Here is a 13,020-nt window from a genome sequence, read left to right as displayed (position 1 = left end):
GCTCACCGTATGGGGTCCGACCACTATTTCACTGCGGCCCCGGCTAGCCCCGAGAACCTGCGCAAGATCCGCGTATCCCTTGCAGGCCGTGAGCTCGAAGTGACCACCGCGGGTGGTGTCTTCAGCCCGGATCGACTCGACGCCGGCACCGCAGTGCTCCTCGCCAACATGCCTCCCGTTCCTCCCGGAGGTCATCTTCTCGACCTCGGGAGCGGTTGGGGGCCGATCTCCCTGTCGATGGCACTGGCCTCGCCGCACGCGACCGTCTGGGCGGTGGACGTGAACGAGCGGGCCTTGGATCTCGTACGTCGCAACGCGGCTGCCCTTGGCCTCACCAATATCAACACCTCCCTGCCCGAAGATGTTCCCGACGACGTGACCTTCCGCACGATCCGGTCCAATCCGCCGATCCGCGTCGGGAAGAACGAACTGCACGGGCTGCTGGAGAAGTGGATCCCGCGGCTCGACGAACGCAGCGACGCGTGGCTCGTCGTCCAGCGCAATCTCGGCGCCGACTCTCTGCAGCGCTGGATCGCTGCGACCTTCCACCCCGGTTTCAGCGTCTTCCGCACGGCGACGGGCAAGGGCTACCGCATCCTCAAGGTGAGGAAGCACGGGACGCCGCCGACGGAACCGATCGACGTCGTCTGAGCCCCCCTCACCCCTCAGACCAGATCGACTTCGCCCTGGTAGACGAGCTGAGCAGGTCCGGACAGCGCGACGTGCTCCCCGTCCTCGGCGGGGAACATCCGGACTCCGAGCGTGCCACCCGGAACCTCGACCTTCCAGTTGTCAGGCGCCTGGGCACCGGCCCAGTAGCGCACGGCGAGTGCGGTGGCGGCCACGCCCGTGCCGCAGCTCAGGGTCTCGCCGACGCCGCGTTCGAACACACGCATCCGCACGTGGCCGACGCCGTCGCGCACGAGGGGCTCGCCGGGCACCACGAACTCGACGTTCGCCCCGGCGGGCGGAGCCGGTTCCAACTCGGGCGCGCGCGTGAGTTCCAGCAGGCCGAGCTCGGCGTCGGAGGCGAGCGCCACCACGACGTGCGGGTTCCCGACGTCGATGCCCAGTCCGGGCCGGGTCACGGTCAGCCCGTCCGCGCGCACCAGCGGGTCGACGCCCGACAGGCGCCACGCGCCCAGGTCGACCTGGTAACCGCTCACGCCGCGCGTGACGTCACGGACGCCAGCCCTGGTGCCGATGGGGAGAGTACTGCCGGCCTCGATGTCGGCGAGACCGGAGCGCACGAGGTAGTGTGCGAAGACTCGGATCCCGTTGCCGCACATCTCGGCGACCGAGCCGTCCGCGTTGCGGTAGTCCATGAACCACTCGGCATCCGGCTCCTCCGCCAGGGCCGCTGCCCCCTCCGCGATCGCGGACGAACGCACGACTCGGAGAACGCCGTCGGCCCCGATGCCGAAATGGCGATCGCAGAGCACCGCGACCTGCTCCGCGGTCAGCTCCAGCTGGCCGTCGGGATCGGCGATGATGATGAAGTCGTTGCCGGTACCGTGCCCCTTGGTGAATGCGACCATGGGACCAGTCTAGGGAGCCGTCGAGCCGGCGCTCCGCCCCGCGACGCGGTAACGCCCGCAGAGGAAGCTGCGGTTGCGGGCCACCTCGATCAGATCCAGGTCGAGACGCCGGGGCAACAGTGGGGCACCGCCCCCGAGGGTCACCGGGGCGTATTGGACCCAGACCTCGTCCAGGAGGCCCGCGTCTGCGAACTGTGCTGCCACGTCTCCCCCGCCGACGACCCAGAGGTCCTTTCCTTCCGCCGCCTCGTGCATCGCGGCATGGACGTCGGGGATCGCCGCGCTCGTCACACGGACGTCCGCCCCGGTCGGCACGGCGAGCTCACGATGCGAGAGCACCCACGTGGGCTGCTCATACGCCCACCGGCCCTCCTCGTGGCGCATGACCCATTCGTACGTCGATGACCCCATCACGAGCGCCCCGATACTCTTCTCGAACGCCGGATAGGCCATGGGACCTTCCATGTCGATGTCCTGCGTCAGAAGCCAATCCAACGAATGCTCCGTCGTGGCGATGTACCCGTCAAGGCTGGACGCGGTGAAGTAATGAGTGGCCATGCGCGCATCGTCGCACGGGCCACCGACATCAGGTCAGGGCGCCAGCAGGTCGGCGACGGCCACCGGCGGCGCCATCCATTCGAGCTCCGGATAGCGCTTGAACCACGACACCTGACGACGCGCGTAGCGCCGGGTGAGTGCCTGCGTCTCCGCGATCGCCTCCTCGGCGGTGGAGCGTCCCTCCAGCTGTGCGAGCGCCTGCGCGTACCCGATGGCCCGGGGAGCCGTCGTCCCGCGCTCCAGACCCTCGTCGCGCAGCCGCGCGACCTCGGCCACGAGGCCGTGCTCCCACATCCGCCGGACACGAGCATCCAGCCGGGCGACGAGATCGGAGCGATCCACGTGCAGACCGATCAGCCGGGTGCGCGGATGCCAGAGCGTCGGCTTCACGGGCAGTGTCGCGCCGTGCGTCGCGCTCCCCTGTTCGACGACTTCGAGAGCACGGATCACTCGTCTGCCGTTGCGCGGGTCCACCCTGGCTGCGGCTTCCGGATCGCGCACACGCAGCCGCTGCAGGAGAGACTCGACGCCGTCCCGATCCAGCTCCTGCTCGAGACGTTCGCGGATCACGGGGTCTCGAGGCGGGAAGTGGAACTCGTAGACGACACCGGACACGTAGAGTCCGGATCCGCCGACGAGGATGGCGTCGCCGCCCCCCGCGTGAATCCTCTGCACGGCCTCGCGTGCGAGCGGCTGATACCAGGCCACAGCGGCATCCTGCGTCACCTCTCGCACGTCGAAGAGATGGTGCGGAATGCCGCGTCGTTCGGAGACGGGCAGCTTGGCCGTTCCGATGTCCATGCCGCGGTAGAGCTGCATCGCATCCGCGTTGACGATCTCCGCCGGGTTGCCGCGACGCCGGAGCTCCTCCGCGAGATCGAGCGCCAGATCGCTCTTCCCGGTACCTGTCGCGCCGACGACGGCCCAGAGCCGAGGTGTGGTCACACTCCGACGCGGAGGGTCGGCAGGCCGAGGGAGACGGCGCGCGATGCCCCGTCGCTCGGAGCCGGCACGGCGCACGACTCCGCCTGTCCCCGATCCCAGGCATCTCCACCGCGCGTACGGCGGATGCGCAGCGGCGCGCCGGTCGGATCGTCGGCGAGGAGGTGGAACGGTGCGGCGTGGGTCACCCTCACGGTGACGACGTCACCCGGACGCGGCAGCTCCGAACCCGGGGTCACCTCGAAGTGCACGAGCCGGTTGTCCTGAGCTCGTCCGGTCAGTCGACGGGTCTCCGTGTCCTTCTTGCCTTCACCCGTGGAGACGAGCACCTCGACCTCCCGGCCGACCTGCTTCCGGTTCTCCTCCAACGAGATGCGCTCCTGGAGCGCGATCAGCCGGTCGTAGCGGGCCTGCACGACCTCCTTGGGCACCTGATCCGGCATGGTGGCCGCGGGGGTCCCTTCGCGGATCGAGTACTGGAAGGTGAAGGCTCCGGAGAATCGGGACTGCTCGACGACGCGCATCGTGTCCTCGAAGTCCTCCTCGGTCTCGCCGGGGAAGCCCACGATGATGTCGGTCGTGATGGCCGCGTGCGGGATGCGTTCCCGAACGCGGTCCAGGATGCCGAGGAAGCGCTCGCTGCGGTACGAGCGCCGCATCGCCTTGAGGATCCGATCGCTTCCGGACTGCAGCGGCATGTGGAGCTGCGGCATGACCGCGGGGGTCTCCGCCATCGCGTCGATCACGTCGTCGGTGAAGGCAGCGGGGTGCGGGCTCGTGAAGCGGATGCGCTCGAGGCCCTCGATCTCACCGGCCGCACGGAGAAGCTTGCCGAACGCCTGACGGTCCCCGAACTCCACCCCGTAGGAGTTGACGTTCTGCCCGAGGAGTGTGACCTCGATGGCGCCGTCCTCGACGAGAAGACGGATCTCGTTGAGGATGTCGCCCGGTCGACGGTCCTTCTCCTTGCCGCGGAGACTGGGGACGATGCAGAACGTGCAGGTGTTGTTGCAGCCGACGGAGATCGACACCCAGCCGCTGTGCGCGGAGTCGCGCTTGGTGGGGAGCGTCGAGGGGAACACCTCGAGGGATTCGAGGATCTCGAGCTCCGCGTCGCCGTTGTGACGGGCGCGCTCGAGCAGACCGGGCAAGGAGCCCATGTTGTGGGTACCGAAGACCACGTCGACCCAGGGCGCCTTGTCGAGCACGGCCTGCTTGTCCATCTGCGCGAGGCAGCCGCCGACCGCGATCTGCATACCGGCCTTGCGCCGCTTCACGGCAGCTAGATGGCCGAGCGTTCCGTAGAGTTTGCCGGCAGCGTTGTCCCGCACGGCGCAGGTGTTGATGATCACCACATCGGCCTCGGTCCCGGCGTCGGCACGGATGTAGCCGGCACTCTCCAGAGACCCTGACAGGCGCTCGGAGTCGTGCACGTTCATCTGACAACCGAACGTGCGCACTTCGTACGATCGCTGGCGCCCGTCATCGTCGACGGCCGCTGACGACGCGCTGATGATCGTCGGTTCGCTGCGGGGGATAGTCATGATGTTCCCATTGTACGAGCGTCACCGAGAGGCGACCGCGTGCGGCTGTCAGTCGGAATCCACGAACCGGACGCCGGAGACGCCGCTACCGAAAGACGCCTCCCGCAGCGCCGTCTTCGCGGCGTTCATGGCGACGGAACCGGCGTACCCGCGGCGCGACAGCTGCCCGACCAATCGCCGTAGTGCCGCGTCGGGATCGAGGCGGCTCATCGAGCGCGCTTTGGTCCGTGCGAACTCCAGCGCCCGCTCCGCGTCATCGTCCGGGAGCTCGTCGAGAGCGGCATCGATGACCTCACGAGGAATGCCCCGCTGTGCCAGCGCCCGGGACAGCGCGACCCGGCCCTGGCCCTTGCGCTCGACCCCGGCCGTGACGAGGAGCTCGGCGAGTACCGCATCGTCGAGATAGCCTCGCCGCATGAAGTCGTCGATGACGTCTTCGATCGCGTCTGCGGCGAGCCCATGGCCCTTCAGCACCAGCCGCGCTTCGGAGACGGACAGCGATCGCGTACGGAGCTTCCGCACCAACGACTCCTCCGCCGTGGTGCGGACCTCCTCCGCGGAGGGCGCGCTCTCGCCGGCCTCTCCCCCACCGTCCGACCGGGACGTGTCACCCACTGCACGCAGCCTGGTCTTCTTCGCACCCGCGGTCCCGCGTGCGGGATGACGTGCGCTGGGAGAACCGTCGTCGTCAGCAGTCCGCTTCCCGGCTGTCGCGGGATCGTCCCAGGTCGACCGCCAGAGTCCCGCAGCGTCCGTAGACGGCGCCGACCGGCCGTGCCGACCGGGCGACGCGCCGCTCGCACCGCCATCCGCCGGGCGCTCGGCACGCGCGGGGCCGCCGAAGAGAGGGATGATGGGGGCGATCCGCTCGGAATCGCCCCCACGCTGATCACTCATCAGGCCGGGCGACGCTCGGCCAGCTCATCAGCACCCGGAGCCGCGGCCGGGCCGCCGATACCGAGCTTCTGCTTGATCTGGCTCTCGATCGCCAACGCGATGTCCGCGTTGTTGAGCAGGAACGTCCGCGCGTTCTCCTTGCCCTGGCCCAGCTGATCGCCGTCGTAGGTGTACCACGACCCGGACTTCTTGACGATGCCGTGCTCGACGCCGAAGTCGATCAGACTGCCCTCGCGGGAGATGCCGACGCCGTAGAGGATGTCGAACTCCGCCTGCTTGAAGGGCGGGGCCATCTTGTTCTTCACGACCTTGACCCTGGTGCGGTTTCCGACGGCGTCGGTTCCGTCCTTCAGCGTCTCGATACGACGGATGTCCATGCGGACCGACGCGTAGAACTTCAGCGCCTTACCACCGGCGGTGGTCTCGGGAGAACCGAAGAAGACGCCGATCTTCTCGCGCAGCTGGTTGATGAAGATCATGGTGGTGTTGGTCTGGTTCAGCCCACCGGTGAGCTTACGAAGGGCCTGCGACATGAGTCGCGCCTGCAGACCCACGTGCGAGTCACCCATCTCGCCCTCGATCTCGGCACGGGGCACGAGCGCTGCCACCGAGTCGATGACGATGAGGTCGATGGCTCCGGAGCGCACCAGCATGTCGGCGATCTCCAGCGCCTGCTCACCCGTGTCGGGCTGCGAGACGAGAAGGGCGTCGATGTCGACGCCGAGCTTCGCGGCGTAGTCGGGGTCGAGGGCGTGCTCGGCGTCGATGAACGCCGCGATGCCGCCGGCCCGCTGGGCGTTCGCGATGGCGTGCAGCGTCAGCGTCGTCTTACCCGAGGACTCCGGGCCGTAGATCTCGACGATGCGTCCACGCGGCAGACCTCCCACGCCGAGAGCGACGTCGAGGGCGATGGAGCCGGTGGGGATGACGGCCACAGGGGCGCGCTCATCGCTGCCCAGCCGCATGACCGAGCCCTTTCCGAACTGGCGGTCGATCTGAGCGAGGGCTGTCTCGAGGGACTTCTCGCGGTCGGCGGGTGATGGCATGGTGTGCTCCTTCTGCGCGTGTGCTGCCGCCTGTAGGCTGTCGCGGCTCTTCCGGCTGGAAGGAACTCTCCGACAAGGCGTATGGCTTTTCAGCCTGGCCCTCACGGTACGGCGGGCCTCCGACATTCGGTCGCAGGAGCCGGGGATCGTGGGGATCAGATCCGTCTGACCACTTGTGCAGAAGACTACGCCCGCTTCGAACAGATTTTCGACACCACGCCGGGACCGGCGTGTCGGACATCCGCACACCGGGACGTGACCGTCATCGCCCTCGCGGCTCCAGGCGCCCGACGCCGTGACGGCGCGACTCCGGGACGTCCATGTCCGCGCAGAGCGCCAACCAGATGTCCCGCGGCGGCACCCCGGCGTCGAGCGCTTCGAGCGCGGTGCGCCCGTCCATCCCGGACAGCACGAGGTCGTTCACCAGAGACGATGCTCGGGCGTGGAACTCGGCGTCGACGGCGCGCAGGAACTCACTGCGTCGCATAGAGGGGATCTCCGGGACTCAGCGGAGCGAGAGCTCGGGTTCCACGGACGCGACCAGGTCGTCCGGAACGACGTCCGGGAAGACCTGGATACCCTCGAGGACCGAGATGCGGTCCCCGACCTCGCGCATGATCGTGGAGATGGGGACGTCGAGCGCCTCCGCCACCGAGGCGAGGATCTCGCTCGAGGCCTCCTTCTGACCGCGCTCGACCTCACTGAGGTAACCGAGAGCGACCGAAGCCTTGCTCGCGACCTGGCGGAGCGTCCGCCCCTTCTGCAGACGGAAGTCCCTCAGCACGTCGCCGATCTCCTGTCGTACAAGAATCATCGGAACCTCCTCCGCAGTTCATGGATCGGGGTCTCCCCCGAAGAGACGGCCAGTCTAGTCCTCCTGGCTTGCACAGAATCTACCCTTGCACTCTGTGGTTTGAATGTGAGCACATCCGTATCAACATGACGCTGCACGTCCCTATTCCCGCAGTGCGGCGGCCATCACGTCGAGGACGGCCGCGACCGTCTGCGCCCGCACCGCGTCGCGGTCGCCTCCGAAGCGGAACTGCTCGGTGCGGCTCATGGTCGGCGTCACCACTCCGATGTGGACGGTACCCACAGGTTGGCCGTCCGGGGACTCCGGCCCCGCGATCCCGGTGGTGGACACTCCGACGTCGGCAGGGCGCCCGTCGACCGCGACGGCCTCTCGCACACCGGCGGCCATCTGCCGCGCGACCTCCGCGTGCACCGGCCCGTATCGTTCCAGAAGCTCGGCATCGACCGCGAGCAGGGTGTGCTTGACCGGGGTCGCGTAGGCGACGACGCCGCCGAGAAGCACCGCCGAGGCGCCGGGGACCGCGACGAGCGCCGCAGACACCGCACCGCCGGTGAGGGACTCCGCGACGCCGAGCGTCCAGCCCCGCCCCCGCAGAGCGGTCAGCGCCTCGGTCGGCGTCGTCCCGCTCATCGGCTCTGACGGGCGCCGCGGACCTGCGCGACGATGTAGTCGATGCCGCTGACCACGGTGAGCACCAGAACGATGAACATCAGAACGGTGGTCACGACGGTCCAGGGCCCGAGACCGATGAACACATGCAACGGCAGGAGGGCCCACCCGAGAGCGACGCCCTGGAACGCTGTCTTGATCTTGCCCATCCAGGCGGCCGCCACCACGTGCTCGCTCGCGACGACCAGGCGATGGATGGTGATCCCCCACTCGCGGACGAGGATGACCGCGACGATCCACCAGGAGACCTCGCCGAGGATCGCCAGCCCTACGAATCCCGCGCCGGTGAGGAGCTTGTCCGCGATCGGATCCCACAGCTTCCCGAAGTCGCTGACGATGTCGTACCGGCGGGCGAGATAGCCGTCGACCCAGTCGGTGGAGATGGCCACGATGAAGAGGACGGCGGCGATCCAGCGCACGGTGAGGTCGGTGAGACCGTATGTCCCGCCGACGAGCAGGAGGACGAAGAACACCACGGCGAGCGGGATGCGCGCCACGGTGATCGCGTTGGGGAGCTGTCGGGGAATCGCCATCAGTCGCGTCCCGTCAGGCCCCAGGCGTCTTCGTCGCCCTCTGCTTCGACGACCGGCAGGCCGTCGTACTGCGCCTCCAGCGGATCGCGTTCGGCCGGTGGCGCCGCGGCGGCGGGCGCAGCCGGTGCCGCGGGAGCCGACGGCACGTCCTCGCCACGGAGCTTCGCCATGACCTGCGGCAGCTGCTCGGGGGTCGCGAGCACATCCCGGGCCTTCGATCCCTCCGAGGGGCCGACGACCTCTCGCGACTCGAGGAGATCCATCAGGCGTCCGGCCTTGGCGAACCCGACCCGCAGTTTGCGCTGGAGCATGGACGTCGATCCGAACTGCGAGGAGACGATGAGCTCGGCCGCCGCGAGCAGGAGCTCGAGGTCGTCGCCGATGTCCTCGTCGACCTCCTTCTTCTTCGCCGGCTCCATCGCCTCCTGGACGTCCGCGCGGTACTCGGGACGCGCCTGACGCGTGACGTGCTTGACGACCGCGTCGATCTCCTTCTCGTCGACCCACGCGCCCTGCAGGCGGAACGGCTTCGACGATCCCATGGGCGAGAACAGGGCATCACCCTGGCCGATGAGCTTGTCGGCGCCGGGGCTGTCGAGGATCACGCGGCTGTCCGTGACGCTCGTCACCGCGAACGCGAGGCGGGACGGCACGTTCGCCTTGATGAGGCCGGTGACCACGTCGACGCTCGGGCGCTGCGTGGCGAGCACCAGGTGGATGCCGGAGGCACGGGCGAGCTGCGTGATGCGGACGATCGAGTCCTCGACGTCCCGCGGCGCGACCATCATGAGGTCCGCGAGCTCGTCGACCACGACGAGGAGGTACGGGTACGGCTTGAGCACGCGCTCGCTGCCCGGGGGCACCTCCACCTCCCCCGCTCGCACGGCGCGGTTGAAGTCGTCGATGTGGCGGAAGCCGAACGACGCGAGGTCGTCGTACCGCATGTCCATCTCCTTCACGACCCACTGCAGCGCCTCTGCGGCCTTCTTCGGGTTCGTGATGATGGGGGTGATCAGGTGCGGGACACCCGCGTAGCTGGTGAGCTCCACGCGCTTCGGGTCGATGAGGACCATGCGCACGTCCGAGGGGCGGGCCCGCATGAGGAGGCTCGTGATCATCGAGTTCACGAAGCTCGACTTACCGGACCCCGTCGAGCCCGCCACCAGGAGGTGCGGCATCTTCGCGAGGTTGGCGACGACGAAGTTACCGCCCACGTCCTTGCCGACGCCGATCGTGAGCGGGTGCGTGCTCTTCTGCGCTGCACCCGAGCGCAGCACATCGCCGAGGGCGACCGTCTCGCGGTCGGTGTTCGGGATCTCGATGCCGATCGCACTCTTGCCGGGGATCGGCGAGAGGATGCGCACGTCGTTGGAGGCGACGGCATAGGCGAAGTTGTTGCTCAGCTGCAGGATCTTCTCGACCTTGACGCCGTGGCCGACCTCCACCTCGTACTGCGTGACCGTCGGGCCGCGGGAGAAGCCGGTGACCTTGGCATCGACCTTGAACTGGTCCAGGACGCTGGTGATCTGCTCGACGATGCGGTCGTTCGCCTCGGACCGCGCGACCGATGGCGGACCCTCGGACAGCACTCCCGGCGACGGGAGGATGTACGGGGCCACCGGCGCCTGCGGACCGCGGTCGCCGGGTCCCTCAGTGCCGAATCCGTCGAGCCCGGGGAGCTCCGGCATCTCGCCGGTGTCGGACTCATCGTCCAGCAGCGCGGTCGTCTGCTGCTCCGCGAGCGTGTCGGTGACGGAGCGGACGTCGCTCAGCACCTCGGTCGCGGCATCGTACGGGTTCGCCACCGTCACCGCCTGGTCGTACGCCGGGGTGGCCTCCGTGGTGGACAGGAGCGCCGTGATGTCGTCGGACGCGAGCGTGCCCTCGTCAGGATCTTCCTCGCGGCCGGTCTTGTTGCGCCGCCACCAGGGCAGCACGTCGGGGTCGTCGACCTTGTCGGCCTCGTCGACCGTGGCCGAGGCGTCCTTCGCCGGCTTCTCCGGGCGCTCGGCGTCGAACATCCAGGCGTAGAGGTCTCCGAGCCGCGCACCGATGCGGTTCGGCGGTGTCTTCGTGAGGATCAGGATGCTGAGGGCGGCGAGGAGCCCGAGGACGATGTAGGCGGGGATGTCGGTGAGGTACGTGAGCGGCTGCCCCACAAGCCAGCCGAGCAGACCGCCGGACTCGCTCAGCGCGGGCATGCCCTGGTTGGGGTGGGGACGGGGACCGGCGACGTGGAAGATCCCCGCGAGGGCGAGGACGAACATGCCGAAGCCGATCCCGATGCGGCCGTTGTCGTGCACCGACGACGGGTGCCGGAACAGCCAGCCCGCCAAGAGCAGCAGAAGCACGGGCATGATGAACGCCACGCGGCCCACGAAGAGGCCCACGGAGTAGGCACTGATGTTCGACGCGACCTCGTTGCCGATGAAGAACCACTCGTTGACGGCACCGAGGGCCGCCAGGATGACCAGGAGCAACGGGAATCCGTCCCTCCGGTCGTCCTTCTGCAGCGTCTCCGGTCCGAATGCGCGGAAGAGTCCGCCGACGCCGTGCGCGAGCCCGGTCCAGGCGCGCGCGGCGACAGACGGCTTGTCCGCCTCATCGATGTACTTCTTGGGGGCGGGCTGCGCCTTGGGAGCCGCCTGCCGCTTGGGGCGCGACGGCGCGCTCGTCGAGGCGCGCTCGGTCTTGGTGCTGCTCCTGGCCATGCCTCCACGGTACGACCCGCGACCGACATCTCCGCGTCACCACGCGGAATTCGCCGATACGGCGCGCGACAGCACGCCGTATCGGAGGGTCAGGCCTCGATGACGAGAGGTACGATCATCGGACGGCGGCGCAGCTTCTGGTTCACCCAACGACCGATCGTCCGGCGGACGACCTGGGACAGCGCATGCGTGTCACGCACCCCGTTGCCCGACGCCTCCTTGAGCGCGGCGACGATCTTCGGCGCGACGTCGTCGAAGACCGCGTCGTCCTCCGCCACACCTCGGGCGTGGATCTCGGGACCCGAGATGATGCGTCCGGTCGTGGCATCCACGACGACGATGACCGAGATGAAGCCCTCTTCTCCGAGGATGCGGCGGTCCTTGAGGTCGGCATCGGTGATCTCGCCGACGGTCGAGCCGTCGACGTAGACGAAGCCGAGGTCGAGCTGGCCCGCGACCTTCGCGATGCCGCCTTTGAGGTCGATCACGGTGCCGTTCGAGGCGATGATCGTGTTGTCCTCCGGCACCCCGGTGTCCTGTGCAAGCTTGGCATTGGCGATGAGGTGCCGGTACTCGCCGTGGACCGGCAGGACGTTCTTCGGCTTGAGGATGTTGTAGCAGTAGATGAGCTCACCCGCGGCGGCGTGTCCGGAGACATGCACCTTCGCGTTCGCCTTGTGCACGACGTTGGCGCCGAGCTTGGTCAAGCCGTCGATGACGCGGTAGACCGCGTTCTCGTTGCCCGGGATGAGGCTGGAGGCGAGGATGACGGTGTCGCCCTCGCTGATCTCGATCGCGTGGTCCATGTTCGCCATCCGGCTCAGCACGGCCATCGGCTCGCCCTGCGACCCTGTCGACATGTAGACGATCTGCTCGTCCGGGAGGTCGCGTGCCTTCTTGAAGTCGATCAGCACGCCCGACGGCACCTTCAGATAGCCGAGCTGCTCGGCGATCGTCATGTTCCGCACCATGCTGCGTCCGAGGAACGCGACGCGGCGCCCGTTGGCGTGTGCGGCATCGATCACCTGCTGCACGCGATGGACGTGGCTGGAGAAGCTCGCGACGATGACGCGACGCGGCGCCTTCGCGATGACCTGGTCGAGCACGGGGCCGATGGAGCGTTCCGTCGGGGTGAAACCGGGAACGTCGGCGTTGGTCGAGTCGACGAGGAACAGGTCGACGCCCTCTTCCCCGAGGCGGGCGAACGCGCGCAGGTCGGTGATCCGACCGTCCAGCGGCAGCTGGTCCATCTTGAAGTCGCCGGTGGCGAGGACCATGCCGGCAGGGCTGCGGATGGCCACCGCCAAGGCGTCCGGGATGGAGTGGTTGACCGCGACGAACTCCAGGTCGAACGGACCGACCCGCTCCTCCTGACCCTCCTTCACGGTGAGGGTGAAGGCCTTGATGCGGTGCTCCTTGAGCTTCGCCTCGACCAGCGCGAGCGTGAGCCCGGAGCCGATCAGGGGGATGTCGCTCTTCAGACGCAGGAGGTAGGGCACGGCACCGATGTGGTCCTCGTGACCGTGTGTGAGCACCACGCCGACGATGTCATCGAGGCGATCACGGATCGGCTCGAAGTCCGGGAGGATCAGGTCGACCCCCGGCTGGTGCTCCTCCGGGAAGAGCACGCCGCAGTCGACGATCAGGATCTTCCCGTCGTACTCGAACATGGTCATGTTGCGACCGATCTCCCCCAGGCCGCCGATCGGGATGACCCGGAGCGTCCCTTCGTCGAGAGCGGACGGTTCGGCCAGGGGAATGGACATGC

At 68.3% G+C, this 13,020-nt stretch carries 13 protein-coding genes; 1 reads left to right on the top strand and 12 read right to left on the bottom strand.

Annotated elements, in window-relative coordinates; translation table 11 throughout:
- The first annotated feature begins 9 nt into the window (after positions 1–9).
- On the top strand, positions 10–651 hold the full coding sequence (locus tag MICNX66_RS07090; RefSeq protein WP_187663898.1) for a class I SAM-dependent methyltransferase: 642 nt from the start codon (positions 10–12) through the stop codon (positions 649–651).
- A gap of 14 nt (positions 652–665) precedes the next feature.
- On the opposite strand, the gene dapF is transcribed toward MICNX66_RS07090, so the two are convergent.
- The 12 genes from dapF to MICNX66_RS07030 all read right to left on the bottom strand — a co-directional run bounded on the left by dapF (position 666) and on the right by MICNX66_RS07030 (position 13,018).
- A complete protein-coding gene (gene dapF, locus MICNX66_RS07085) occupies positions 666–1,538 on the bottom strand; it encodes a diaminopimelate epimerase (RefSeq protein ID WP_187663897.1) in 873 nt (290 codons plus the stop codon).
- Positions 1,539–1,547: 9 nt separating this feature from the next.
- Positions 1,548–2,096, bottom strand: a complete 549-nt coding sequence (locus tag MICNX66_RS07080; protein WP_187663896.1) for a dihydrofolate reductase family protein — start codon at positions 2,094–2,096, stop codon at positions 1,548–1,550.
- A 33-nt stretch (positions 2,097–2,129) separates the two neighbouring features.
- A complete protein-coding gene (gene miaA / locus MICNX66_RS07075) occupies positions 2,130–3,041 on the bottom strand; it encodes a tRNA (adenosine(37)-N6)-dimethylallyltransferase MiaA (RefSeq protein WP_187663895.1) in 912 nt (303 codons plus the stop codon).
- Entirely contained in the window at positions 3,038–4,582 is a 1,545-nt protein-coding gene (gene miaB, locus MICNX66_RS07070) for a tRNA (N6-isopentenyl adenosine(37)-C2)-methylthiotransferase MiaB (protein WP_187663894.1), read from the bottom strand. Before miaB ends, miaA begins: the two co-directional genes overlap by 4 nt.
- Before the next feature lie 48 nt (positions 4,583–4,630).
- Positions 4,631–5,197, bottom strand: a complete 567-nt coding sequence (locus MICNX66_RS07065) for a regulatory protein RecX (protein WP_232089223.1) — start codon at positions 5,195–5,197, stop codon at positions 4,631–4,633.
- 281 nt (positions 5,198–5,478) lie between these two features.
- The gene (gene recA, locus MICNX66_RS07060; protein WP_187663892.1) at positions 5,479–6,525 is read right to left on the bottom strand and encodes a recombinase RecA; all 1,047 of its coding nucleotides are present in this window, start codon (positions 6,523–6,525) and stop codon (positions 5,479–5,481) included.
- A gap of 262 nt (positions 6,526–6,787) precedes the next feature.
- Positions 6,788–7,012: a DUF3046 domain-containing protein gene (locus MICNX66_RS07055; RefSeq protein ID WP_187663891.1), complete on the bottom strand. Its 225-nt coding sequence runs from the start codon at positions 7,010–7,012 to the stop codon at positions 6,788–6,790.
- Between the two features lie 18 nt (positions 7,013–7,030).
- On the bottom strand, positions 7,031–7,339 hold the full coding sequence (locus tag MICNX66_RS07050) for a helix-turn-helix domain-containing protein (protein ID WP_025103227.1): 309 nt from the start codon (positions 7,337–7,339) through the stop codon (positions 7,031–7,033).
- Between the two features lie 141 nt (positions 7,340–7,480).
- Positions 7,481–7,969: a CinA family protein gene (locus tag MICNX66_RS07045; RefSeq protein ID WP_187663890.1), complete on the bottom strand. Its 489-nt coding sequence runs from the start codon at positions 7,967–7,969 to the stop codon at positions 7,481–7,483.
- Positions 7,966–8,541 (bottom strand): CDP-diacylglycerol--glycerol-3-phosphate 3-phosphatidyltransferase, encoded by a 576-nt coding sequence (gene pgsA / locus MICNX66_RS07040; RefSeq protein ID WP_187663889.1) that lies wholly within the window; start codon positions 8,539–8,541, stop codon positions 7,966–7,968. Before pgsA ends, MICNX66_RS07045 begins: the two co-directional genes overlap by 4 nt.
- On the bottom strand, positions 8,541–11,252 hold the full coding sequence (locus tag MICNX66_RS07035) for an FtsK/SpoIIIE family DNA translocase (RefSeq protein WP_187663888.1): 2,712 nt from the start codon (positions 11,250–11,252) through the stop codon (positions 8,541–8,543). Before MICNX66_RS07035 ends, pgsA begins: the two co-directional genes overlap by 1 nt.
- Positions 11,253–11,341: 89 nt before the next feature.
- Positions 11,342–13,018, bottom strand: coding sequence for a ribonuclease J (locus MICNX66_RS07030; protein WP_187663887.1), 1,677 nt, complete (start codon positions 13,016–13,018; stop codon positions 11,342–11,344).
- Positions 13,019–13,020 lie beyond the last annotated feature (2 nt).

The sequence above is a fragment of the Microbacterium sp. Nx66 genome (genome assembly GCF_904066215.1).
GTDB lineage: Bacteria > Actinomycetota > Actinomycetes > Actinomycetales > Microbacteriaceae > Microbacterium > Microbacterium meiriae.
Note: the sequence above shows the minus strand (reverse complement) of the source record. Positions and strands in the feature narration are given on the sequence as shown.